Genomic DNA, 24,079 nt, shown 5'->3' with positions numbered 1-24,079 from the left:
ACAAAACACAATCGTAACAACAGTGCCGCGGTAGTATAGCCCGGTCAAGTATGCGGGCCTCTCGAGCCCGTGACGCCGCAGAATTGAAAAAGGCGCGGGAAACCCGGGTTCAAATCCCGGCCGCGGCATTAACTATATTTTTATTAGAATACATATCTTCCAGAGTTAATGTCATTTGATAATTAAAGATCTTGTGCAGCAAGTGATAAAGTATTCCTTTTTCTTAATATTTCTATGCAGACTTAATTCAATTTTTACAATGTAATTTCGCATCTTAAAAGCTATATATAACCCCAATTTAGAATTGTTGATGGGATTTGCATGACTATATGTAGCAAATCCATAGCTACACAAGTTCTACTCCTCGCATTTTCAACATTAATAGCTGTTTTAACTGGTATACTAGCTCAAGCTAGCTTTTTTCTAGGCCCCATACCCTATACCATGCAAAATGTGGGAATTATATTAGGTGGTTTGCTTCTTCCACCAAAGCATGCCCTTTTTTCTCAGCTTCTCTACATAGTCTTGATAGCTTTGGGTTTGCCCATGGCTTCTGGTTTTAAGGGAGGTCTCCATGTTTTGCTTGGCTATACCGGTGGTTACATAGCTGGATTTCCAATAGCCTCTTTTTTAATGAGCATTTTCACAAGAGCCTATCTTAACTTGAGAAAAATAAAGCTTTATGATGTTGGTGTAAAGGATTTCATAGCTTTACTTCTTCTTTCAGTTGTAGCTGCTTTGCCTATTTACATCTTAGGTTTTATAGTCTTTGCTTACTATGCTTTATCAAATAAAAATTTGTTTTCATGGGTAATAAAAGTTTCAAATGTCATTGGTTTTTCAAGCAATGACAGGATACTGGCTATATTTCTAGTTTCTGTAGCTATTTTCATTCCACAGGATGTTTTAATGGATCATGTAATTGCAATATCTACTGCAAAAGCTATTTCTTCTTATTTAAAGCAAAGAGGTGTTGTTATTGAGCAAAATTGTTAAGGTTCATAATTTAAGTGTTAGTGTCAACAACCATGAAATTATCAAGGATTTATCTATTGAGATTAGTGAAAGTGAAATCATCTGTGTTACAGGTTCTACAGGTGCTGGAAAAACAACTTTTTTGAGGGTGGTTACAGGCCTCATACCTGAGCTATACAAGGATTTTAAGATTGATGGTGAGATAAGCATATTTGGGTTAAGCCCCTCCGAAGCTTTGCATAGAGGTCTTGTTGCTTATGTTCCACAAGATGTCTATAGTTTTTTCATTGGTTCTACTCCTAGAGAGGAGCTGGCAGCTATTGGAATTGAGAGTTACTGTAGTGATATCAACTTGGATAAGGACATTGACAGGCTTTCTGATGGGCAACTATATAGATTTCTTTTGAATACAGCTTTAGTTGGAGGAGCCAAGGTTATAGCTATTGATGAACCTTTGTCTCACATAGATTGGTGGAGTGTGGAAAAAGTATTTGAATATTTAAAGAGCTTTGCTGAAAGTAATAAGCTTGTCATTATAGTTGCTGAGCATAGAATAGATTTAATTAAAAATTTTTGTAGTAGTATTGTGAAACTCGATGCTTCTACAACCGAATGCCCGAATCTGCCAAAACTACTAGGAGCTAGAAATAATGTAACAAGTACTGCTATAGAGCTTAGAGATGTACATATAACCTATGATTATGAACACATACTTAAAGGAATAACTATGTCAATAGGTTTTGGAGAGGCAATAGCCATTACAGGTAGGAATGGCTGTGGAAAAACAACACTGCTAAATATTTTAGCAGGTATTGCAAAGCCTTCTAAGGGATTTGTTAATATCAGCAAAAGGACAAAATTATTTATGGTTCCCCAAAACCCTGTTTACTGGTTTCCAAGTGCAAGTGTAGAGGATGTTGCAAAGTTATTTGCTCGTAAATGTAAATTTGATGGTAATATTGAAAATGTTTTAAGTGTTTTTAATCTTGACAGAGAGTCAAAAAAGAATGTTTATAGTCTTAGCGTAGGCAAGGCAAGACTTCTCTCCATGGCACTAGCACATATTTCAAATTCCAGTATTATAATTGTTGATGAGCCTACCCTTGGTCTTGATTGTAAATCTAGAAAGATTCTTGTAAATATTTTTAACAAATTTCTAGAAAATGAAAAAACAGTTATTGTAGCTACACATGATCTTAGCTTTGCAAAGCTTTTCAATACTGTCTATATTCTTGAGAAAGGCAAGCTTATGAAGGGTCAATAAATGGTAAAAACATGTAGAGTTTTACTGGAACCAATATCAACGCTAATTATAGTTGTGGTAGCATCACTTACAATAATATTTCTGAACAATAGAGCTTTGCTAATGGTGTTATTCATGTTTATACTCTTGATTTCTGTTGCTATAAGCTTAAGAATTTTTAAAGCTATATTCAAAGTCGTTATGTTAATGATGCTACTATACTCAGCTTTGATGGTTGCAAGCCAAATTATTGTTTTAGGTTTTATCAACATAGATCTTATTTTTATAAATATTCTTAAGTTTAGTTCCGTAGCAATATTGTCGCTATCTATGATTAACTGCATCAACATTTCGAAGCTTATAGAAGTATTTCGTAAACTATCCCCTAATCTGGGAATATCCCTTGCTTTATCAATAAAAATGATGAAGAATTTGCCAAAAGTATGGACCATCATGAGTAGGTTATATGAAATTAATATGTGTTGTAACAACTACATCGATAGAATCGCATTATTAATATTGTCAATAAAAGCATTTTTATTTCTATCAACATACTCATTAATGCAAAGCGTAGAAGCCTTTATAACAAGATCAAAAATCTTAAGAAGGAAATAGATATTCGTTCAACCTTTTTAGTATGGAAAGTAAATTACAATTGATGCTCTTAAATAATTGATTAAAACGATTTTAGTTTTCAATCATTGTAATTAAGTTATTAGATCCAGAAGTTAATATTGTGTTTGGTGATTGTTTTGAATGAAACTGTTTTAAAACGTGTAAAAATTGTTAGCACAAGTGATGTTATTGAAAATGGTTATGTAGTCATTAAAAATGGTTTAATAACTGAAATAGGTGTTGGAAGTCCATCAATTGGATTTGGATCTCAAATAGATTTGGATAACCTCATTGTTATGCCAGGATTTATAGACACTCACACTCATGGGATAAAAAGTTTTGATGTAACAACATGTAAAAGTCCATATGACATTCTTACCATGTCCAAATACTATGCAGAGCATGGTGTAACAGGTTTTTTGGCAACAACTGTTTCAGCTCCGTTGGATACATTATTGAATGTATGCAAAACTGTTGAAGAGGCTATGAGCTATTGGAGAAGCGAGTATGGGGCAAGAATACTGGGAATTCATTTTGAGGGGCCCTATATAAATCCTGAAGCTGCTGGTGCACAAAATACTGCATACATACGTTTCCCAAATCTTAAGGAATTCAAAAATCTGTATGAGAATTGCAAAGGTGTTTTAAAGCAAATAACAATAGCTCCAGAAGTTGGAGGAGCAAATGAAGTTATAGAGTATGCAAAAGCTGTTGGAATTGTTGTAAGTGCTGGTCACACAAATGCGTCTTATGAGGATGGTTTGAAGGCTGTGGAAATGGGTGTTACCAAGGCAACTCATTTATTTAATGGCATGAAAAGATTTCATCATAGAGATCCTGGAATTTCCATGGCTCTTCTCCAGTCACCTAAAGTTTATCTAGAGGTTATAGCAGATTTCATTCATTTGCATCCAGCAGTTGTAAAAATGGTGATAGACTATGCATCGCCAGATAGAGTAGTCTTAATAACAGATTCCATAGCTGCTACAGATATGCCAGATGGTGTTTACGAGCTTGGTGGGCTAAAGGTTGTGGTTCAGGGAGGTATATGTAAACTAGAATCGGGTTCTTTGGCTGGCAGTACTTTAACTATGGAAAAAGCTGTGGCAAATATAGCTAAGCTTGGATATTCTCTAAGCAGCATAGCTAAAATGGCTAGTCTAACTCCTATTAAGAGTGTGAACATGGAAAATCTAATGATAGGCGATTTAAAACAGGGTTATCGTGCAGATTTAGTTGTTCTAGATGAGAATTATAGAGTTGTCAAAACTATGGTTAATGGAGTGTTTGTGTATGAGAAATAATTTAATTGTGAATTCATTATTGAAGTGTTACCAGTGTTATTGCAAAGAATTGTTTGAAGGTGTTAATCTCCTTAATATAGAATGTTACATATATTGGATTTGAGCAAAAGTGTGAAGAACAGCAATACTTGTATTTGTTAAAAAGCTGTTAAACACTGTTTGTTTTATGTTATTATAACAGCTGTTATGCTTAATACTATGGCTATTATTGAAGGGATTAAGCTATACTTCATAACTAAGGATATTCCTTGCTCTATTCTTCTTCGACCAAAAGATGCTCTGATTAGTGTTAATACATATAGAGCTGCTAAGTACTTAACTATTAATAATACCATACCCTCTATGCTTAGATGACTATATGGATATGGACCTCCTAGGAAAAGATACGTTATTAGTATTGCTGCAAACGCAAATTTGATGTCATGAGAGAGATTGTATAGTGCTAGCAAACCTCCTGAGAATTCTGTTATGTGTCCTGCTATAAGCTCTTGTTCTGCTTCTGGTATGTCAAATGGTTTTAGCCACAGCTTTGCGAGTAGTGATACAATTAGTGAAGCTAGAGCTAAGGCCATAGCTACAAATGCCAGGGGGGATTTAAACCATGCACTCCATGAGTTTGTAGCTATACAGATTATCGAAAACGGTTGTTGACAAGATGATGAAACAAGTATTGCTGGAACTAGCAGAGATGCGAATATTGAAGGCTCTATAACAACTGTTAATGCTATTAATCTTGATAATCCTGCAACAACAAATGGATTTGGATATGCTAGCGCTGCTATAACTAGGCCTATGAAGTGCCAAACACCATAGAGATACATTAATACGATTATATCGTATGGTGCTGAAAACCTTATAGGTGATAGAGGTAGCATGAATAGCGATGCCACAATACTTGCAATGGCTATAACTAATCCTAATTCAGCAAGGAGTATCGATGAGTATCTCTGTTTCTTAACCTCCTTAGCTAGAAAGAGTTTGAGCATATCGGCTAAGGGCTGCAAAATTCCAAAGGGACCTGTATAAGCTGGTCCCATTCTATTTTGCATTCTTGCAACAGCTTTTCTATAAAACCATTCACTAAATAGTCCTAAGGCTGTTATGAAGATAAGACCTGGAAATATAATGGTTGCAACAAGTGTATTGAGTATGGTTATTGCTATATCCATTTACATCACCTTTACTTTACATAGATTAGTATCGCCACTATTGCAACTATTAGCAATAAGCTTAGCCACATACCCATATACCCATACCAATCATTTAACACACCTGTGTGTATACTATCCCTCAGATACTTTACACTTCTTCTCCATGCTCTACTCAAAATGCCCCAGTAAAGAGCTAAAACACTTGGTACTTTATTTCTAAGCACTTCCTCACTTTCACCACCTATATACATCTCATCACCCTCTACCGATATCCTCCCTCTCCTCAGAACAGCAGCAATTACATAGATAATTACTATTGCCAATGTCATTACCCCTGAAAGTACTAGCGTTAAAGTTATTGGATCTAATACAAGTGTTTGAATAGCCATGTTAAGCCCACCTCATGGCCAAAGACTTTTCATATATTTAATAAACTCGGCTATGTATTGACTATTTGCATAAGCTGCCTGAGCAACATTTTTGAGTAGATCCATTAGCCCTATAGGTAGTAGCAAACCTAGAAGAATAATTGAAATAGCTAAAGCTATGCTTGGAATGGAGAAACCTAGACTTTCTCTAATCTTAACTTCTTTTCTGCTAATACCAAAGGGTATCAACAATAGTTTTGCATATCCCATGACACTTATAGCTGTTGCAATAACAACTAATATGAATATTAGTGGTTGATTAGAGGTAAGCGCTGCTTGATATATCATCAATTTGCTGAAGAAACCACCCAGAGGTGGTAGCCCAAGTAAATTGAAAACACCTAAAACTATGCTGATACTAGCTACTTTAGCATATTTACCTAATCCCGTAATCTCATCAATAATACGACTACCAGCACTTATTTCAATAGCTCCAACGGCAAGGAATAGAAGGGAACTTGAAATTACATAGTTCACCATGTGAAATATTGCAGCTGTCAGAGGTAGCTCTACAGCTTCTGGAGATGATGCAAAGGCTGCTAAACCTATGGCTGTGTATATAAAGCCTATGTGACTTATTGAGCTGTATCCTAGAAGTCTTTTAGCATCTCTTTGAAGAGCCATCATAATGCTTCCCACAATAGATGCTATAATGCCTAATATCAGAAGTAGGTACAGCATCACATTTCTAACATTGTTCATACTTAGAATGGTGTTGGGACCAAAGATTGTGAAGAGATAACGTATGATAACATATGTTGCAACAGCTTCTGCTACAGGAATCATTGCTGATATAGGTGTTGGTGCTTCGCTAATTGCGTCAGGTAACCAAAAGTGATTTGGGAACAAAGCTGATTCTAGTGTGAATACCCAAATTATTAATGCCATAGCTATGGCTGTAACAACATGTATGTCACCAAAATATCCTCCACTAAGAGTTGCCAAATTTGTGTTGAGTGTTGATTTAATAGCTAAATCAGCCATAGTCAGTGTTTGGTATGCTGAATATATTAGTACTGTGGAGAGAAAATAGAAGACCAAGGCAACTATACTTACAAGCGAATACTTTATTGAAGCTTCAATGGCTTCAGCTTTAGTTCTATGGAACGAGACCATGACATATAGTGATATGCACAGCACCTCCATCATTACAAACAAATTGAATATATCCCCTGTATACAAGGCCCCTAAAACACCTGTTGCAAAACCTATTATAGCTGTATAGAGATAGGATATTGTTGAGGCTTTATACCTATTGAGATATGCTGTTGATGATATAACAGATGCTAAAATTATTGCTGAAGCTATAAAGGCTAGGAATGCATTTAGCTTATCTATTTCGTAAGCTATACCTACTGGAGGTGGCCACCCACCAAATGGGTAAACAACAACATTTTTAGCAAATATATCACCAAGTATAACAATTGACAATAAAAATGTTACTACTGCTATACTACATGCATACAACTGTAAAAATCTTTTGTCTTTAACGATCATGCCTAACAAAGGCGTTATAAATGCAAGTGATATTAGTAGTGGTGGAATTAATCCATAGAGCGGATTTGGAGGCATACTCATGTTCATCACCTATTCAAAAACATGTTTCGCAAATTTTTCAAAAACTTCAGATATTTGAGCTCTAGCCTCCTCAGGTTCCACTGTTGCTACATCTATCCAATGTATATAGAAGTAACCCTTTTCCCTATCTACTTCAACAACAACTGTACCAGGGGTATTAGTTATAGAGTTTGCAACAGCTGTTAATGTATAATCAGTTTTAACCTTTATAGGCACCTTGACTATGCCAGGATTTATAGGCATTTTTGGATGAAGAATTCTTTTAATTACATCCATATGAGCTTTAACCTCGTCTATGAAGAAATAGTGCAAAGCATAGACTATGAGCCAAAACCATCTTCTTACATCAATTATTTTCGACGGATTTTCAAGCAAAATATTTGATGTTATAACCCCAACAATTATAGAGATTATTGTACCTGTTACTAAATCATATATAGATGTTGATCCTGAGAAAACAATATATGTTATGAATGCTAACATGATTGCAGGTATGGTTCTTGCAAGTCTACCCATTGCTCTCACCCCTTAAGCTTTGCTATTTTCCTCACATCTGTTGTTCCATAGATTCTATAAATTTGAATTGTTAAGAACATTAGATACAACGTTACAGCAAGGCCTATAACTATTGCCGTTAGCACTAATGCTTGTGGTACAGGGTCTACGGCTTTCTGCATAAAAGTTATTATATCCTCCTTTGTTGGAGGCACAGATATAAGTATAGGTGGCACTGGATTAGGCTCAGCATGTCTAAAACCAATTAAGACAACTATTAGATTAATGGTGTCACTAAATATTGAGAGAGCTATTATCTTCTTCACTAAACTGGGTCTTGCAAATACTCCATATAGAGATAACCCTGTGTTTACAATTAGAGCAAGGACAGTTATGTTGAAAAGCACATGTATTATCTCCATTACTCCTCACTCTCCAACACAACTTTCCTAAATTGATCCTCAGGAAGTGTTATCAAAATTAATAAAACAATGAAGCCAAAGAATACTGCAAAAGTTTCAGACGCATTAAAGAGCAGAAGCGTTCCTCCAAGAACAAGAGAATCTCCCATATATGAAGGTATACTATATGGTGAAAACATCTTTACCTGATTTTGAAATATATAAGCTACACTACCTTGAAGTAAAGCCACTATGAGCACAATGAAGCTTGCTAATGCTATTACGCTTAGTCCTGCAGTTCTAAGTATCACAGCCTTGTTTATTGTTATTCTCTTAGTTAGGAAGTAAACAGAAAAAGTGACTATGAGTATCATTGGTGCTACAGCTAATGTTGCTCCTCCCTGGAAGCCTCCTCCAGGGGTTAAATGCCCATGAAGTGCTATAGATGCTCCAACAGCTGACGTCATAACCAGAATTATTCTTGTTATAGTCTTTACTATTACTGAAAGCCCTCCTGCTTCAGATGCTCCATTAGTAAATAGTTTCTCACCAACTCCTCTGCTAAGAGTTAAGGCACCCAATATAGCTATAAACATAACTGATGTTTCAAATAGTGTGTCGAGACCTCTATAATCCCAAACAATAGCTGTTACAGCTTCAGGTGCCATGGCGCTTATGTTTACCCATTGATTGAAGGTTGTGTTGAGGAATATTTCTGCTAGTGTACGCACATTACGTGGAGGAATATATAGTGCTATACCTTTTAAGGCAAATGCCATAGCTAAAACCACAACTATAATTATTATTGTTGCAAGTATTGCTGCATGCATTCTACTCTTCATTTTTATTCACCTTCATACCTTTCAGTCTTCTTTATTAAGATAAGAACCAGAGCTGTATATAGACCCACAGACACAGGGACATAGGTTAGAAATATGTCTGGAGCCATCAATAAATAGAAAATCAATGCATAGAAACTGCTTTGAAGAGCTGAGAATATAGCTGCCTTGACTAAATCCCTTTCTATTACAGCAAAATACGTTGCTACTGTAGATAAGACAGTGGCTACAGCCATTAATAAATAGTAGACTTCTAGTGTTATCATCTTATCTCACCCTTCTCTCTATCTTCCTCAAGTTTATCAACAACCTTTGGATACACAATAGCTGCCTTAGACTTGTGCGCGGCTCTAGCAATTGCGTGAGAACCTACTGGAGCAAGAAATAGAAGTAGAGTTGCTGTTACAAATGCTGCTCCAGCCATAAACCATCTGTAATCTCCAAGGAATTCAGAACCTGCAGCAATTAGACCTACACCTATCAAGGGCACAAAAGCTCCCCAAATTGTTCCCACAGTGAGTGCATGTAGCCTTACATAAAAGTTTGGGAATCTTAAAAGACCTATTGAAGCTATTAAATTACATATCGCACCCCAAATCACCATTGTCTCCCCAATTATTACAAGTACCCAATTCATATCTATCATAGCTAATCACCATACTCTTTTGCTTCAAGATATTTAGCTACATAAATATCCAAAGCATAAGCCCATAGCATCAAAACTATTGCACATGGTATGAGTATAGGAGATTTAAAGATTACAGCTAAAACAGTTAGAAAAACAGCCATTGCATATGATATTGCATCAACTGATATTACCATATCTGGAATTGTTGGCCCTTTGAAGAATCTTATTGAGTAAAGAATTATTGATACTGTGAATATGGGAATAGCTGCAGAGAGAACTGTTGTAACATGGGTTTCAAGATCCATTACCCCATCCCCAATGTTTTTAAAGTTTTTTCTTCAGAGTAAACTTCTTTTACTGATGATAGTTTGTAATTGGGTGTGGTTATAAATGCATCTACTGGGCATACCCTTACACAGCGATAGCAGTATACACATGTCATGTAGTTAACAACAGGGTATAGACCTCGGGGGTTATGCTTAAGTTTTATATTCTCAGGCAACTTCTTCATTTCAATAGCTCTAGCAGGGCACTCCAATGCACATAATGTGCAACCTGTGCATTTCTTCAAATCTGCATAGAATTCTCCACGAAAATCTTTTTCAACAGGTATTTCTGCTTTACGTGGATATTCAATTGTTGATGGTTTTGAGAAAAAGTTTTTGATTACCTCCTTTATTATGCTCATAGCCTCACCTTCTTCTGGGCTATGTATTTCAACGGAACTCTTTTTTCAACATTATTCTTCAAATCTAAAACAATAGCTCTTTCCATACATGATATGCATGGATCATAGCTAACAAGTATTACCGGCACATCAGCAATACTGTGACCAACATAGCTAAAAGCACTATTAATTATGTTTACTGCTGATGGTGTTCTTATCTTCACTCTATAGGGGTTTGCACCACCAACACTATTTATGTAGTAAACAAGTTCTCCTCTAGGAGCCTCAACCCTAGCATAAGACTCTCCAGGTGGAAATACTCTAGGAAGTTTTCTTTCATCAACAACAGCAGGGCCTTGGGGAAGATGCTCAAGAATGTATTTGCAAATCTCAAGAGACTCTAACGCCTCATCCCATCTCACAAGCATTCTAGCAAGAGAATCTCCTTCAGGTCTTGTTATTACAGTCCATGGTATTTCTCCATAAGCATCATATTTATCCTCAGCTCTAACATCGCTCTTGATGCCACTACCCCTTAGAATGGGGCCGAGAAGAGAATATCCCAATACTGTTTCGGGTTTTAGTATTCCAATCTCAGCTAATCTACTATTAATTGTTGGATCCTCCTCAAATAGCTTTCTATAGTATTTTAATCTGGGTTCTAACTTCTTTAGAATATCCATTATTTTATCCTTCTTAACATCATCTATGTCTCTTCTAACACCACCAAACATGTGTATTTCTGCTTCAACTCTATTACCTGTTAGAATCTCCTTTGCCTTCATAACAAGTTCTCTATCCCTCATTATATACATGAATAAAGTGTCAAAGCCTATTACCTCAGCCATAATAGCATTAATTAGCATGTGACTGTGTATCCTCTCAAGCTCCATAGCCAAAACCCTTATGTATTTTGCTCGTGGCGATGGCTCTAGCCCAGCTAAGTACTCAACAGCTCTTGTATAACAATTCTCGTGAACAGCATTGCATATTCCACATACTCTTGAAGATATGAATTTATCCTTGTAGAAGGAGTTTTTCTCCATAAGCTTTTCTATTCCTCTATGATTATAACCCGTGTTGACCTCAGCATGAACAACCTCCTCACCATCGGCATAGATCTTAAGCATAACAGGTTCATGTATAGCTGGGTGCTGAGGCCCTATGGGTATGTCAAGTGTTATTGGAATTTTAATTACTGTTGTGGCTTCACGCTCCGCCATTTTTCTACACCGGAGCATCTTTTCTTAGTGGGTAAATATTTTGAGCAACTACATCAACTGGTGCAAAGAATGGTCTCTTCAAGTATTTATTACCTACAAATTCTATACCCATTAGATCATAGGCTTCTGCTTCAGCCTCGTAAGCCCCTGGAAATATGTCTATGACTGTGTCTATTCTTGGGTTATCTCTAGGTACAGTTGTTTTTATAACAATTGTTTTGCTTAGGTAAACTATGTGAATAAAGTAGTTTAGCTCAAAAACATTTTCCTTCACCTTATCTACAGCAGCTATTGTTGCTAAGTATATACCCCCACTATAAGATTCTTTCAAAGCCTTCATAACATCTCTAATGTTCTTTGCGTTAACTACGTACACATCTCTATTTGGCTTCATAAACTCTTTTCTAACCATATATTGCTTCAATACATCATCCACACCTCTACTTGCCGCCAGCTTCTAACACCTCTTGCTTTTCTCTTTGCAAAAGTAGAAGAAGTGCTCTAAGAATCTCATCAGGCCTCGGGGGACAGCCAGGCACATAAGCATGAACAGGAACAACCTTGTTTGCACCACCAACAACACTATAACTACCCTTAAAAACACCTCCATCATATGCACATGAACCTACAGCAACAACATATTTAACACCAGGCATTTGCTCATATAATCTCTTCAACCTTTCCGCAGACTTCTTGGTAACAACACCTGTAACAACAAGAATATCTCCATGTCTAATAGAAGGAGCAAGTCTGACTCCATATCTCTCAGGATCATATAGAGGGGTTATAGCTGCGAGAACCTCTATATCACAACCATTACAAGCACCAGTATTGAAATGAACAAGCCACGGAGAGTACCTAATAAGCTTGATACTCTCCAATTTTTGAAACCTCAACAATTTTAGCTAAGTCTGTTTGCTATGGAGGGGAATAAAAGCTTTTCTTCTAACATTATATTCTCAATACATATGCTCTTTACTAGTTAGTATGCAATAATATTGTAATGTGAAGAACTGAACACATATTTTAATTCAATTCTTATCCAAGTTATCTAAATAAGATAATGCCAAAAACACAATTAATTACACGAAATCTTGGACTTACAAATCTTAAGTACATGTAAGACACAAATAAAGGCAAGATTTGTGTAAAGGCTCTTTAACAAAGGCTAATCTTCAAATCAGAAGGATTTGACTGTTTTAACCTCCTTCCAATTCTAGGGATGGGAATCTTTATTTTAAAGTACTTTGTTAGTTCTTAGTTCTTATTAGTTTGAGTTTCAAGCGCTCTTCATCATCATATACTAATCGCTACTTTAACTTAGGGTTAACATTTATTAAATTCTTGAGGAAGGTGTAATTAACAAAAAGGTTGAGAGAAGGACGTAAATTTATTTTTACCTTAATAGAGTACCAAAATTCTTATTGATTTGCTTTAGCATTGCTGCTTTCTAAAGCGAAATGCATATTATTGCTTTGCTTTTTGTATTTTCATTGGATCTAGGTGAAATGTTATGTTTAAAGTAGCTCTTTATAGGGATGTTAGAGATGAAAAGCTTTTAGATTATGTATGTAGATTTCATAACAAGGCTTTTCCTTTTGATAATGTTGATTGCGGCATATTCAAGTCCTTTATTGTAGATGATGCCAATTTTGATGAAGAGCTAACCCTTTTCATATTTGATGATTTTGGTAATGTTAGAGGTTTTTTGGCTGGTGTTGAAATTGCTAAAGAGCCTAGTGAGGTTGTTGAGAAATATAGAGATGTTATATGGATTAAAGAGCTTGTTGTAGACCCAGATTTATCTAGTGATGAGTGGAGAGGTGTTTTGGATAAGCTTTTATTAGAGTTTGAGTTAATGAGTAAGGGCCGTGGTAAGAAGTATGTTGTTCTCTATGCCTATGCACCTTATTATTTCATGCCTGGAATAAATACTCTTTACGAAAACTATTTAGAATTTTTTGAGTCTAGGGGATACTCAAAGAAAGAAGAAACAGTTAATTATGAGGTAAATCTGGCGCAATTCGTTTACTTAAAGAGGGTTAGAAAATTAGAGAGTAAGCTTGTTTCTGAGGGTGTCAAGTTTAGAAGAGGTGTTGAGAATGAGGCTGAGAGGGTTAGTCACTGGGTTGGAAAGACTTTTGATTCTCCGTTTTGGCGCTTAGAGTCTCTATATGCGTTTAGAAATAAACCACCATCTATATGGATAGCTGAACAAGAAAATGAACTAATAGGATTTTCAGTATATCTTAGAATGGGGAAAAACGAGTTTGGACCAATAGGTGTTGATCCAAGTAAAAGAAGACTTGGAGTTGGCACTGTTCTTCTCTTTAAAGCATTGAATGATTTAAAGGAAATGGGATTTAGACATGCTGTAATACCTTGGACTTCGCATTTATTTTTCTATGCTCAGGTACCTGGCATTGAAAGAGTAAAGCATTATTACATAATGACTAAAATGCTTTAATTTATTTTGCTGTGTATTTAAAAATAAAAATAAAATAAAAAACAAAATTAGTTGATTTTTATAGTCATTTTTGCTTTGTTGTAATACTTAGTATTGTAAAGGTTAGAATTGCTAATATTGTTGCTGGTATTGTTGAGTGTATCCATGTGTATTTTCTATATATAAGCATATACCATGTAACACCAGTTACAGCTCCTATAAGCATAGAAGCAATTGCAGCTTCTCTAGATGCTTTTTTCCAGTATAAACCTATTGTTACTGGACCTATAAAACATGCAAATATTGTTCCAAATGATGCTGAAACTAAATCTATTATTAGCTGGTTTTGAGTTAGCGCCAGCGGTATTGGTATGAGTGAGAACATAATTGAAGCTATTTTTGCTGTTAGAACAAGCGTTGACTCTTTTTCTATGTTTTTAAATGGCTGTATAAAGTCTCTTACAACGGTATTTGCAATTGTTAAAACTGTAAGTGCTATTGTTGTCATTGATGCTGCTATGGGGCCTGCTATTATGATTCCCCTCAACCCGGGCTCTACTATCATAGAAATTGTTGTTGGTATTACCCAGTCCACATCCTTCATCAATGCAGTAACCTGTTCCTTCGAAAGCTTATTGTCTATTATTAAATGTGCAAAAGCACCTAATGAAAACATGAGCATGGCATATAAAGCAACTAGTACAGGACCAATTATTCTTCCTCTAGATATAGCTTTTTTATCTCTAGCTGCATAGAATTGCAGTAAAAGATTTGGCAAAGCCACTTGAGCCATTCCAATAGAGAATGCTATACTCATAATAAGTTGCGGAACAGCATTTTCTTTCATTGCTTGTGGTGGTCCCATACCATCTATTCTAAGCCACAAGTCACCTGGATATTTGCCGAGTATAGTAGTGTTGGATAGCTTCTTCAAGCCCTCCATTGGTCCTCCAACATATGACATTATGTAGTAAAATGTTAATGCAGCGGCTACAAGCATCAATGTTCCCAGGAATAGATTGTTTATTGCTGCAGCTCTCATACCCCCAACAACAATGTATATCAAAACCGGGATTACAAGTATCAGTAGAGCTATTGAGAAGTCTATACTAAACTGTTTTGCAATGACAATAGCTCCACTTTTATATACACTCACAAGATATAGCGTGAACAACAATATTATTATCGATGATGCTATAACCCTAGCTCCAAAGCTTTTATATCTATGCTCAATTAGTTCTGGAATGCTTAACACATTAGTTTTTGACACGTAATCAAATAACTTGCTTGCTACAACAAACCATAGAATTAGAACTCCTATAACATGCCATGCTGTTAGCCATGCACCAAACCCTAGATTATACAAGTATGTAGCTCCACCACCACCAAGAAACGACGCTGCACTATAGTATGTTGACATTATCGAAAATGCTAATAGCCATGAACCCAGCGCCTTATTTGCAAACAGAAATTGCGATACTGTCTTATTTGCTCTATAGCCTATAAAACCAATTACTATTGATGTGGCTATTACTACAAAGATAATTGCTGCATCAATGTCAAAAACCGTTTGCTGCACCACAATAATCATTCACCTCTATTCCTAACCTCTTTATATACCCCTACCAAAACCCCAATAACTAGTGCTAGTATTGATACTACATATCCCAGTGTTATCATTGGATCTATCTCCACAATATTGGACACCAGCTAAAGAATGAAGTGTTGCAATGACACGCATTAAAAGTTTTTGTGATAAATGAGAAAAACACAAGCAATAGTATTGCAACTTGTTATGAATCTGATTTTGCTTAGCGCACTACTAATTTCATTTAGCATTAAGGGTGTTGTCACTAAAAAGCTTTTATTATTTTGCTTAACAGGCTAAAATTTTTGGTGATTGCCCATACCAAAGGTTGAGGTATCTAGAATAACTAAAAATGTTTTAATGCTTAGGCTTTGTGATGATGAAACAAAGTATTTTGAGGGTTTGTGGTACATACCAGAGGGTGTGACATACAATGCTTATATTGCCACGCTTCCAGAAGGTGCCATAGTTTTTGATGGGTGGAAGCATACATATGGAGAATTATTTATTGAAACATTGAAGCAGCATGTTGATTTAAAAGACATTAAATATGTTGTTGTGCACCATACAGAGCCTGACCATAGTGGATCACTTAAAAACCTGCTTTCAATTGTAGATGCAATTGTTGTTGGTCATCCAATGGTTAAAGATCTTTTGAACTCTTTCTACGGCTTAAATACAAAGTTTAAAGCTGTATCAGATAATGAAAATATTACTTTTAGTGGATACACTCTGAAATTTATTCATGTTCCATGGCTTCACTGGCCAGATACCATAGTTAGTTACCTGCAGGAAGAGAAAATGCTGTTTTCATGCGATGTTTTCGGTTCTTATGGAATACCATCAAAAGTGTTTTTTGATGATATGGATGAGAAAGAGAAAAACTTGTTCAAATGGTATTCAAAAAAGTATTTTGCTAACATAATTGGCAAGTACATAGACTGGGTTCAAAAGAACTTAGCTAAACTTCAAAACCAGAATCTTGATATAAGAATTGTTGCAACTGGTCATGGACCATTATACAGAGATTTGAAACCAATTCTAGAGTTATACAAATTTTGGAGCTCAAAGCAGTTTGTAAAGAACAAAACCACAATAGTCTACACCTCCATGTATAGATTTGTTGAAAAAGCTGTGAAAATTGTTGAAGAAGAAATTAAAAATATTGAAGCAAAGTACAGAATATATGGATTCACAGATACTCATAGAGATGCGGAAAGCGATATAATTGGTGATGTGCTAGACTCTGAAAACATAGTTCTAGCCACATCAACATATGATGCAGACATTTTCCACTTAATGAAACACATAGCAAATCTTATTAATGCAAAAATACCTGAAAACAAGAAAATACTCATCTTAGCATCCTATGGATGGGGTTCTGTAGCAGGCAAAAAGTTAAAGGAGCTACTATCTAAGTTTAAAGTTGTAGACATAATAGAATTCAAAGGCAATCAAATAGATCGTGAACAAGTAAAGTTAGCATTGAAAAGACTATTTAGCAATTAATGTGGTATGTAGGTAAGCAATTAAATAAATGTTAAATTGTTGATAAAACTAACTTCAGCATATTAGGATTGTTATATTCACACAAATTTCTGGAATCACAACTCTTCTAACTAATTCCTTTTCTTTACATTTATTAGTATATTGTAGAAGCATCAACAATTATTTAGGAGCTATTCCAAAGTGATATATTCCAACACTTTATTATCAATTACTATATTAACAGTCTCCTAGAGCTTTTTCCAAATATTTTTCAAGCAATACATGCTTTGAGACATGATAAAATGTTATTACAACTAATCTATAATGAAATGAGAGGAATTCTACAATTTTCAAGAATGTGTATATCCAGTACATACCTCTGTAGAGACATCAATTATGTTTACCACATATATCTTAATGTTGGGATTCTGCAAATGGATAGATTGTGATTTTTTGATAGCATTTTGGTATGAAAATTTAGGAAAAATGTTTTTATGAAAACCATAAAGATTTATTTTGCTGAATCTCATTACTCTATCGTGCATATGAACAGTGAAAAGTGTTAGGTGAAGTCTCTGCATCCTTTAGCAAAATACATAATAATTCGTGTTATTAGGATGTTTGTAACAATTTGGATTGGACTAACAATAGTATTTATTATATCGAGAGCTATGCCTTTTAATCCTGCTGATATACTAGTATCACGCTTATTATCATATGCTATGAGTATGCGCCCAGAAGAAATAGCTACTATGAGAAACACATTGTATGAGATATTTGGTTTATCGGGATCTCCTATAGAGCAATATTTTAGATTTATACGCAACTATTTAACAGGGAATTTAGGGCCTTCATTTGCATATTTCCCCACACCTGCAATATCAATAATTATGAATGCCTTGCCTTGGACAATACTTCTACTCCTCTTAGCATCAATAACAACATGGCTTATTGGAAATATTTTAGGTGCTTTAACAGCTTTAACAAAGAGAAGAAAACTTGCAAGAACTCTTGAAGTTATAGCTCTAGGTTTAAACCCAATTCCTTTTGCAATACTTGCTACAGCATATTTAATACTATATGTACTTGTATTAAAAGGTTCTATAGCTACTGGTACATTCGTAGGGGCTTCGTGGTATCAGATTATGATAATGGCATTACAGCGATCCATAGCTCCATTGGGTGCGCTAATTCTTTGGGGGTGGATGGGCAACTTCTTATCCATGCATAACCTAGCTATAAAGTTAAAGAACGAAGACTTCATACAATTTGCTAGGCTTAGAGGTGCTCCAAGCAGAACCATATTCCAATATGTATTCAGAAATTCATTAGCACCACAATTCACATACTTGCTACTAAGTTTAGGAATGATGTTCACAGGTAATGCTCTTGTAGAATACTTGTTTTCCTATCCTGGAATAGGAATATTGCTTGTGGTATCTGTAATAAATGCTGATTACAATTTAATGTTGGGAATAACATATCTATCAATTGTAGGTGTTGCAATAGCCACTTTTATACTTGATTTAATATATCCATTGATAGATCCGAGGATAAGATACCCTGGACAGTGAAGAATGGTGATTAAATATGGGCTACAGAGAATTAATCAGAGATAAAGTATTTATAGTTGCGCTTGCAGTATTTTTGTTCATTGTATTATTCAGCATTATACATCTGAGATATTTTGTAAAAACTAATCCAGGTAGATGGTATCAAGTTCCACAAGGTCTTCCACCATCTTTGCAATACCCATTTGGCACAACATTAACAGGTCAAAACCTATTTGATGTTATACCTGCTGCATTACTAAATTCACTTACAATAGGTTTTGTAACAGCTTCTGTATCTATACTAATCACCATAGTTTTAGCATCAACTACCGCTCTAATAAGACGAGGTATAAGCATAATACTAACGTTTATAGATATAATGAGTAGTCTCCCACCTCTTCCAGCGTTAATCACATTAGTATTTGCATGGCGTGACATTATAACACTGCCTATGATAGGTCTCATTTTATCTATATTTGGATGGGCTTGGCCCTCGAGAGCATTAGTATCACTTCTAATAAGTTTAAAGGAGAGAACATTTATATACACATCATACTTAACAGGAGCTCCAAAATACACTATTGTGCTCAAGGACTTCATACCTTACACACTTAGATACTTACTGGTGAACTTTGTGAATTTAGTGCTCTGGGCAATAGGTATGGAGACTACAGTAGCAATGTTTGGAGCAATGAAAATGGAGGTTCCAACTATAGGTACAACACTTTATTGGGCTTTGCGTTATCAATCATTTTTATTAGGTCTTTGGTGGTGGTATACAATACCAACAATATTCCTAGTAATCGTTGTAGTAACTTTATACATTATCGGCATTAAAATAGATGAGCATATATTCTATGGAGGTGTTGCCTAATTATGACCTCTCAAGATTTTGTTCTAAGAGCAGTTAACTTGGATGGAGGTTATGTTATAGGGTCAAGCGAAAAAGAGTTGAGATTTGTTCATGCAGTAAGAAACGTATCATTAAATCTCAATTACAATGAGATTTTGGGCATAGCTGGAGAGTCTGGTTGTGGCAAATCTACATTAGCTAAAATACTTTATGGAGCTGTAGATCCTCCACTTGTCTTAAGAAGAGGAAGCATATATTTACACACTTCAGAAGGAAGAATAGTAGATATAACTAAATTGGATAAAGAGGATTTAGCTAAGAGGATTTGGTGGAGAGAAATAAGTTATATACCACAGAACTCTATGAATGTTCTAAATCCGATGAAGAGAATACGTGATACAATAATTGAGACTTTTAAGTTTCATGGAATAGAGATAAGCAAAGACGAGGTTACTAAGTACGTAAGGGATTTATTTGATTTTGTTGGACTACCAACTGATGTATTAAACGCCTATCCCCATCAATTGTCTGGTGGTATGCGTCAACGAGTTGTAATAACACTAGCAATGATGTTAAATCCTAGAATAATCATTGCTGACGAGCCTACAACAGCTGTAGATGTTGTTACACAATTAAATATCTTAACATTTTTAAGAGAATATCAAAATAGTAAGAAAAGCTCTATTGTTATAATATCACATGATATGGGAGTTCATGCATATATGGATACAGCCATTGCAATAATGTATGCAGGATCTATTGTAGAGTATGGCAAAAGTGAAGAGGTATTTCAAGAACCTTTACATCCATATACTAAAATGCTTATGAGTTCCTTAATAGTTAGAGGAGATAAAGGTCTTAAAAGAGGAATACCTGGTTCACCACCAGATTTGAGGAATCCTCCATCTGGTTGTAAGTTTCATCCAAGATGTCCATTTGCAATGGATATTTGTAGAAAGGAAGAGCCTCCAATAATTGAAATTAGCAAGAATCGTTTTGTTACATGCTGGCTATATGCAAAAAGGTGATTAAAAATATGAATAATACAGATACTTTGTTGCACATAAATAATGTAACTAAGCTTTTTGGCTATGGTTTACTTGGATTGAGAAAATTCAGAGCATTAAACAATGTCTCCTTGACTATGCCTATAGAACCAGAGATCTTAGTAATTGTTGGTGAAACAGGTAGTGGAAAATCAACTCTTTTAAAAATAATACTAAGAATGCTGGTACCAGATTATGGAACTGTTTTGTATAAGGGTAAGAACATCTTCAAAATGAAATCTTCTGAGGTTAGGTGGTATAGACAAGAGGTGCAAGCCGTATTTCAGGATCCATTCGAAACATTTAATCCTTTAAGACCTGTTGTGGACTATTTAAATGACACTTTAAAGTATTTATTAAAAGTGAGAAATGCGTCAGAAAGAAAAACATTAATTGATCAAACACTTAGATTTGTAGGTTTAAGTCTAGAAAAAGTTGATGGAAAACGAAGCAACGAATTTTCTGGGGGAGAATTACAGAGAATTTCAATAGCAAGAGCACTTTTATCTAGACCAAAGCTGCTTTTAGCTGATGAACCTGTTTCAATGCTTGATGCATCATTACGTGTAGATATTCTAAACATTTTGAAAGATGTTAAAGAGAATCTAAAAACATCAATAATATATGTTACACATGACATTTTGACTGCATATTATGTTGGGGATAGAATAGCAGTTCTATATAGAGGTGATCTTGTAGAGTTAGGCCCAATTACAAAGGTTTATAACGAGCCTTTGCATCCATATACACAACTATTACTATCATCGGTTCTTGAACCCAGTCTAGATATACGTAAAAAGGTGAAGCCTCTTAAAAGATCAACAATAGAATTGAAAGAATTTCTACTTCAGGGATGTAAATTCGCTATGAGATGCCCCTACGCTACCAAAAAGTGTTATGAAACCCCACCACCAGAAATAAAAATTAATGGTAGAGCCGTTAGATGCTGGCTATATGTTACGTAACGGTTAATAGTAATAGCGATTGAATAATACTATTTTGTTTTCTACAATTTTACATACCCTATCTTACCTTTATACCTTCATACATACAAAAAGCTTAAAAACGCAGGACATGCACAGACTGTGAAAGGTTGCATAATGGGTGATATATGTGATGTACATGGGTTTCAATATGAAACAAGCAATGAATGTTGTAAAAATTGCTGCAATAATTCTCATTGTAATAATGTTTGCATCACTAATACTAGGATTTACGCCCAAAGTTTCAGCACAACTTCCTCTCCCACCAGGAGTCTCCAGGAAGGATGTTGTTATACTTGATATAATACATGGCAGAACACCTGATCCTAGCAACTTCAATGTATGGGTTGTTGGAGTGCCTCAAGGGCATATACATCAATTTTGTGTAGATGCTTTGTGGTATGGCAATCTCTCTGATCCAATGGGCAAACCAGTTAACATATTAGCTGCTGCACCACCACAATATAGCCCAGACTATACAAAATTGACTATAAAACTTAAGCAAGGTGTTTACTGGAGTGATGGAGTTGAATTTACAGCAGATGATGTTGTCTTTACTATTCAGGCCATGCTTAACAACCCCAACCTAATATGGTATGCCACAGCAAAGACATGGGTTAAAGATGTTAAAGCCCTCGATAAATACACTGTGGAGATAACACTTACACAACCAAACCCCTATGCACATTACATCTTCCTCGTCCAAGCTTGGAATGCTATGTACATAATGCCAAAGCATTATTTTGAAAACAAAGGCATATCAATGGATAAAATCCATGAAGATAAATTTAACCCACCTGTATGCATAGGACCTTATGTGTTGCATAGTTATGATACAGGTGGAATGTGGTTCCTATGGAAGAGACGAGATGATTATTTAAGATCAGATTTAGGTGATTTAATACAGAAATATGGCTGGTATGGAGGACCCACATGGGTTCTTGAAAGAGGTTTCTTGGATCAGCAAACCAAGGTTCTAGAAACACTTGCAGGAAACCTAGACACAATATTTGATCCAAGCCCAGAAGCTTTTGAAACAATACTAAAGTCCATGGGTAATCGAATAGTTACATGGCTTCCTCAATGGCCATACTTCTGGGGTTATGACCCAACAAATAGAGGAATATACTTTAACATAATGAAGTATCCATATAACATAACCGAGGTTAGATGGGCATTAGCTTTAGCAATTAACATGACAAAGCTTATGATAGAAGCCTACAGAGGTATTCAAAGAATTGTTATACTACCTGTTGGCACAGAAGGACCTACTCTCTACTGGCAAGAAAGATTATTGCCATGGCTAAAAGAATTCGCTATAACACTACCCAATGGTACGCAATTCAAAGTTTTTGACGACATAATACCATTTAAGATATATGAATGGGCAAAGGCACAAGGATATATAACACAAGAGTGGAGTAAAGATAGAATAACATATACATGGGGTATTGGATGGTGGAAATATGCACCTGATGTAGCAGAGCAATTACTAAAGAAAGTAGGATTTAAGCGTGGACCTGATGGAAAGTGGTTATTGCCTAATGGAGCCCCATGGAAAATAACAATCAATATACCAACATATGAATACGATGCCATTGTATTAGGACAGGCAGCTGCTGAAATGTGGAGAAGCTTTGGAATAGATGTTAGTGTTCAAGTATTAGAATCCACACCGTTCTGGAATGCTGCAAGCTATGGAACATTTGAAGTAGGTTCATACTGGGGCTTGCACGCCTTTGCATCTGACCCATTCGTTATACCAATGAATTATCAAATACTTGAATGTCAGTTTGTTAAGCCAATAGGTAACTATAGCCCTAACTGGGCCAGATACTGCAATCCAGAGTTGGATAGCTTAATAAATAAAGCACTAGGAATGCTCCCTGGATCACAAGAACAAATAGCAATGACTGAAGAGATAATAAAGTTTGTGGTAAAAGAAATGGTTTCTATAACAACTGGTGACTGCAAGAAGCTACTCTTCTATGTCAATGACTACTGGGATGGATGGCCATCGAGTGCAAATCCAGGAGTAAATCCAATGTTCTGGTGCGAACCATTCAAAATACAATTAGTACAACTATATCCAAAAGGATATAAGCCAACACCAACGCCTACACCTACACCAACTCCAACTCCTAAGCCAACACCATCTCCAACACCAACACCTACAACAGCACCTGGTGTTGTAGTAACTATTACAACTGTTGTTACTCAAACAATTGAAAGAACTATTACAACAATATCAACAGTATTATCAACAACAACATCAACTATTACACAAACAGTAACAGAATGGACAACAACAATAGCAATAGCAATAGTGTTATTCATAATTGGATTCGCAATAGCATGGACAATAAAAAGAAGATAAAAATAAAATAATTTTAAACTTTTTTAATTATAAATCTACGATTTAATTTATTGATAAATTATTTTAATTAGTGATTGTTAAAGAATATATATGCAATTCATTGTAGTTTCCTAGCATCTTGAATCTTGCATTGTCTTCTATTATCTTTTCCTTATGTACATTAAAATATATAAATAGGGCTTAATTGATAGTTACTCT

The 24,079-nt window shown here is 35.4% G+C and carries 25 protein-coding genes and 1 tRNA gene; 12 read left to right on the top strand and 14 right to left on the bottom strand.

Features of this window, described 5'->3' with window-relative positions; all coding sequences use genetic code 11:
- Positions 1 to 24 precede the first annotated feature (24 nt).
- The 5 genes from QPL79_RS04000 to nagA all read left to right on the top strand — a co-directional run bounded on the left by QPL79_RS04000 (position 25) and on the right by nagA (position 4,137).
- Positions 25 to 128: transfer RNA gene (locus tag QPL79_RS04000), tRNA-Glu, on the top strand.
- A 193-nt stretch (positions 129 to 321) separates the two neighbouring features.
- Entirely contained in the window at positions 322 to 996 is a 675-nt protein-coding gene (locus QPL79_RS03995) for a biotin transporter BioY (protein ID WP_285273501.1), read from the top strand.
- The gene (locus QPL79_RS03990; RefSeq protein WP_285273500.1) at positions 980 to 2,239 is read left to right on the top strand and encodes an ATP-binding cassette domain-containing protein; all 1,260 of its coding nucleotides are present in this window, start codon (positions 980 to 982) and stop codon (positions 2,237 to 2,239) included. Before QPL79_RS03995 ends, QPL79_RS03990 begins: the two co-directional genes overlap by 17 nt.
- A complete protein-coding gene (locus QPL79_RS03985) occupies positions 2,240 to 2,833 on the top strand; it encodes a hypothetical protein (protein WP_285273499.1) in 594 nt (197 codons plus the stop codon).
- Positions 2,834 to 2,970: 137 nt separating this feature from the next.
- Positions 2,971 to 4,137, top strand: a complete 1,167-nt coding sequence (nagA, locus tag QPL79_RS03980) for an N-acetylglucosamine-6-phosphate deacetylase (protein WP_285273498.1) — start codon at positions 2,971 to 2,973, stop codon at positions 4,135 to 4,137.
- A 164-nt stretch (positions 4,138 to 4,301) separates the two neighbouring features.
- On the opposite strand, the gene QPL79_RS03975 is transcribed toward nagA, so the two are convergent.
- From QPL79_RS03975 to QPL79_RS03915, 13 genes are read right to left on the bottom strand one after another with little or no spacing between them, the layout of a single operon-like run.
- Positions 4,302 to 5,306, bottom strand: a complete 1,005-nt coding sequence (locus QPL79_RS03975; protein WP_285273497.1) for a complex I subunit 1 family protein — start codon at positions 5,304 to 5,306, stop codon at positions 4,302 to 4,304.
- Positions 5,307 to 5,317: 11 nt separating this feature from the next.
- The gene (locus QPL79_RS03970; RefSeq protein ID WP_285273496.1) at positions 5,318 to 5,677 is read right to left on the bottom strand and encodes a hypothetical protein; all 360 of its coding nucleotides are present in this window, start codon (positions 5,675 to 5,677) and stop codon (positions 5,318 to 5,320) included.
- A 12-nt stretch (positions 5,678 to 5,689) separates the two neighbouring features.
- Positions 5,690 to 7,294 carry a proton-conducting transporter transmembrane domain-containing protein gene (locus QPL79_RS03965; protein WP_285273495.1) on the bottom strand — a complete coding sequence of 535 codons (1,605 nt, stop codon included), beginning with the start codon at positions 7,292 to 7,294 and terminating at the stop codon, positions 5,690 to 5,692.
- A gap of 9 nt (positions 7,295 to 7,303) precedes the next feature.
- Positions 7,304 to 7,810, bottom strand: coding sequence for a Na+/H+ antiporter subunit E (locus QPL79_RS03960; protein WP_285273494.1), 507 nt, complete (start codon positions 7,808 to 7,810; stop codon positions 7,304 to 7,306).
- A gap of 5 nt (positions 7,811 to 7,815) precedes the next feature.
- Positions 7,816 to 8,211 (bottom strand): sodium:proton antiporter, encoded by a 396-nt coding sequence (locus QPL79_RS03955; RefSeq protein WP_285273493.1) that lies wholly within the window; start codon positions 8,209 to 8,211, stop codon positions 7,816 to 7,818.
- Positions 8,211 to 9,032, bottom strand: coding sequence for an MnhB domain-containing protein (locus QPL79_RS03950; protein WP_285273492.1), 822 nt, complete (start codon positions 9,030 to 9,032; stop codon positions 8,211 to 8,213). Before QPL79_RS03950 ends, QPL79_RS03955 begins: the two co-directional genes overlap by 1 nt.
- Before the next feature lie 2 nt (positions 9,033 to 9,034).
- On the bottom strand, positions 9,035 to 9,295 hold the full coding sequence (locus QPL79_RS03945; RefSeq protein ID WP_285273491.1) for a Na(+)/H(+) antiporter subunit B: 261 nt from the start codon (positions 9,293 to 9,295) through the stop codon (positions 9,035 to 9,037).
- Positions 9,292 to 9,675, bottom strand: coding sequence for a monovalent cation/H(+) antiporter subunit G (gene mnhG, locus QPL79_RS03940; RefSeq protein WP_285273490.1), 384 nt, complete (start codon positions 9,673 to 9,675; stop codon positions 9,292 to 9,294). Before mnhG ends, QPL79_RS03945 begins: the two co-directional genes overlap by 4 nt.
- Positions 9,676 to 9,677: 2 nt before the next feature.
- Entirely contained in the window at positions 9,678 to 9,962 is a 285-nt protein-coding gene (locus tag QPL79_RS03935) for a monovalent cation/H+ antiporter complex subunit F (RefSeq protein ID WP_285273489.1), read from the bottom strand.
- Positions 9,962 to 10,345, bottom strand: coding sequence for a 4Fe-4S binding protein (locus QPL79_RS03930; RefSeq protein WP_285273488.1), 384 nt, complete (start codon positions 10,343 to 10,345; stop codon positions 9,962 to 9,964). Before QPL79_RS03930 ends, QPL79_RS03935 begins: the two co-directional genes overlap by 1 nt.
- Positions 10,342 to 11,547, bottom strand: coding sequence for a hydrogenase large subunit (locus tag QPL79_RS03925; protein WP_285273487.1), 1,206 nt, complete (start codon positions 11,545 to 11,547; stop codon positions 10,342 to 10,344). Before QPL79_RS03925 ends, QPL79_RS03930 begins: the two co-directional genes overlap by 4 nt.
- Before the next feature lie 4 nt (positions 11,548 to 11,551).
- Entirely contained in the window at positions 11,552 to 11,971 is a 420-nt protein-coding gene (locus QPL79_RS03920; RefSeq protein WP_285273486.1) for an NADH-quinone oxidoreductase subunit C, read from the bottom strand.
- A 16-nt stretch (positions 11,972 to 11,987) separates the two neighbouring features.
- Complete coding sequence (locus QPL79_RS03915; RefSeq protein ID WP_285273485.1) at positions 11,988 to 12,428, bottom strand: NADH-quinone oxidoreductase subunit B family protein; 441 nt, start codon at positions 12,426 to 12,428, stop codon at positions 11,988 to 11,990.
- A 632-nt stretch (positions 12,429 to 13,060) separates the two neighbouring features.
- Between QPL79_RS03915 and QPL79_RS03910 the strand changes: the two genes are divergently transcribed.
- Positions 13,061 to 14,014 carry a GNAT family N-acetyltransferase gene (locus QPL79_RS03910; RefSeq protein WP_285273484.1) on the top strand — a complete coding sequence of 318 codons (954 nt, stop codon included), beginning with the start codon at positions 13,061 to 13,063 and terminating at the stop codon, positions 14,012 to 14,014.
- A 64-nt stretch (positions 14,015 to 14,078) separates the two neighbouring features.
- Here the strand turns inward: QPL79_RS03910 and QPL79_RS03905 are convergent, their stop codons facing one another.
- Entirely contained in the window at positions 14,079 to 15,575 is a 1,497-nt protein-coding gene (locus QPL79_RS03905; RefSeq protein ID WP_285273483.1) for a sodium:solute symporter family protein, read from the bottom strand.
- Between the two features lie 318 nt (positions 15,576 to 15,893).
- Between QPL79_RS03905 and QPL79_RS03900 the strand changes: the two genes are divergently transcribed.
- The 6 genes from QPL79_RS03900 to QPL79_RS03875 all read left to right on the top strand — a co-directional run bounded on the left by QPL79_RS03900 (position 15,894) and on the right by QPL79_RS03875 (position 23,881).
- Positions 15,894 to 17,090, top strand: a complete 1,197-nt coding sequence (locus tag QPL79_RS03900; protein ID WP_285273482.1) for an FprA family A-type flavoprotein — start codon at positions 15,894 to 15,896, stop codon at positions 17,088 to 17,090.
- A 545-nt stretch (positions 17,091 to 17,635) separates the two neighbouring features.
- A complete protein-coding gene (locus QPL79_RS03895) occupies positions 17,636 to 18,643 on the top strand; it encodes an ABC transporter permease (protein WP_285273481.1) in 1,008 nt (335 codons plus the stop codon).
- A 16-nt stretch (positions 18,644 to 18,659) separates the two neighbouring features.
- On the top strand, positions 18,660 to 19,496 hold the full coding sequence (locus tag QPL79_RS03890; protein WP_285273480.1) for an ABC transporter permease: 837 nt from the start codon (positions 18,660 to 18,662) through the stop codon (positions 19,494 to 19,496).
- A 2-nt stretch (positions 19,497 to 19,498) separates the two neighbouring features.
- The gene (locus tag QPL79_RS03885; protein WP_285273479.1) at positions 19,499 to 20,503 is read left to right on the top strand and encodes an ABC transporter ATP-binding protein; all 1,005 of its coding nucleotides are present in this window, start codon (positions 19,499 to 19,501) and stop codon (positions 20,501 to 20,503) included.
- 8 nt (positions 20,504 to 20,511) lie between these two features.
- On the top strand, positions 20,512 to 21,486 hold the full coding sequence (locus QPL79_RS03880) for an ABC transporter ATP-binding protein (RefSeq protein WP_285273478.1): 975 nt from the start codon (positions 20,512 to 20,514) through the stop codon (positions 21,484 to 21,486).
- A 151-nt stretch (positions 21,487 to 21,637) separates the two neighbouring features.
- Complete coding sequence (locus QPL79_RS03875; protein WP_285273740.1) at positions 21,638 to 23,881, top strand: ABC transporter substrate-binding protein; 2,244 nt, start codon at positions 21,638 to 21,640, stop codon at positions 23,879 to 23,881.
- Positions 23,882 to 24,079 lie beyond the last annotated feature (198 nt).

The sequence above is a fragment of the Ignisphaera cupida genome (assembly GCF_030186535.1).
In the GTDB taxonomy this organism is placed as follows: Archaea; Thermoproteota; Thermoprotei_A; order Sulfolobales; family Ignisphaeraceae; genus Ignisphaera; species Ignisphaera cupida.
Note: the sequence above shows the minus strand (reverse complement) of the source record. Positions and strands in the feature narration are given on the sequence as shown.

What these genes read in the sequence shown, in the direction of transcription:
- QPL79_RS03995 (WP_285273501.1), top strand. Translation starts at nt 322, where the DNA reads ATGACTATATGTAGCAAATCCATAGCTACACAAGTTCTACTCCTCGCA.
- QPL79_RS03985 (WP_285273499.1), top strand. Translation starts at nt 2,240, where the DNA reads ATGGTAAAAACATGTAGAGTTTTACTGGAACCAATATCAACGCTAATT.
- QPL79_RS03975 (WP_285273497.1), bottom strand. Translation starts at nt 5,306, where the DNA reads ATGGATATAGCAATAACCATACTCAATACACTTGTTGCAACCATTATA.
- QPL79_RS03970 (WP_285273496.1), bottom strand. Translation starts at nt 5,677, where the DNA reads ATGGCTATTCAAACACTTGTATTAGATCCAATAACTTTAACGCTAGTA.
- QPL79_RS03965 (WP_285273495.1), bottom strand. Translation starts at nt 7,294, where the DNA reads ATGAGTATGCCTCCAAATCCGCTCTATGGATTAATTCCACCACTACTA.
- QPL79_RS03960 (WP_285273494.1), bottom strand. Translation starts at nt 7,810, where the DNA reads ATGGGTAGACTTGCAAGAACCATACCTGCAATCATGTTAGCATTCATA.
- QPL79_RS03955 (WP_285273493.1), bottom strand. Translation starts at nt 8,211, where the DNA reads ATGGAGATAATACATGTGCTTTTCAACATAACTGTCCTTGCTCTAATT.
- QPL79_RS03950 (WP_285273492.1), bottom strand. Translation starts at nt 9,032, where the DNA reads ATGAAGAGTAGAATGCATGCAGCAATACTTGCAACAATAATAATTATA.
- QPL79_RS03945 (WP_285273491.1), bottom strand. Translation starts at nt 9,295, where the DNA reads ATGATAACACTAGAAGTCTACTATTTATTAATGGCTGTAGCCACTGTC.
- mnhG (WP_285273490.1), bottom strand. Translation starts at nt 9,675, where the DNA reads ATGATAGATATGAATTGGGTACTTGTAATAATTGGGGAGACAATGGTG.
- QPL79_RS03935 (WP_285273489.1), bottom strand. Translation starts at nt 9,962, where the DNA reads ATGGATCTTGAAACCCATGTTACAACAGTTCTCTCTGCAGCTATTCCC.
- QPL79_RS03930 (WP_285273488.1), bottom strand. Translation starts at nt 10,345, where the DNA reads ATGAGCATAATAAAGGAGGTAATCAAAAACTTTTTCTCAAAACCATCA.
- QPL79_RS03925 (WP_285273487.1), bottom strand. Translation starts at nt 11,547, where the DNA reads ATGGCGGAGCGTGAAGCCACAACAGTAATTAAAATTCCAATAACACTT.
- QPL79_RS03910 (WP_285273484.1), top strand. Translation starts at nt 13,061, where the DNA reads ATGTTTAAAGTAGCTCTTTATAGGGATGTTAGAGATGAAAAGCTTTTA.
- QPL79_RS03890 (WP_285273480.1), top strand. Translation starts at nt 18,660, where the DNA reads ATGGGCTACAGAGAATTAATCAGAGATAAAGTATTTATAGTTGCGCTT.
- QPL79_RS03885 (WP_285273479.1), top strand. Translation starts at nt 19,499, where the DNA reads ATGACCTCTCAAGATTTTGTTCTAAGAGCAGTTAACTTGGATGGAGGT.
- QPL79_RS03880 (WP_285273478.1), top strand. Translation starts at nt 20,512, where the DNA reads ATGAATAATACAGATACTTTGTTGCACATAAATAATGTAACTAAGCTT.
- QPL79_RS03875 (WP_285273740.1), top strand. Translation starts at nt 21,638, where the DNA reads ATGTACATGGGTTTCAATATGAAACAAGCAATGAATGTTGTAAAAATT.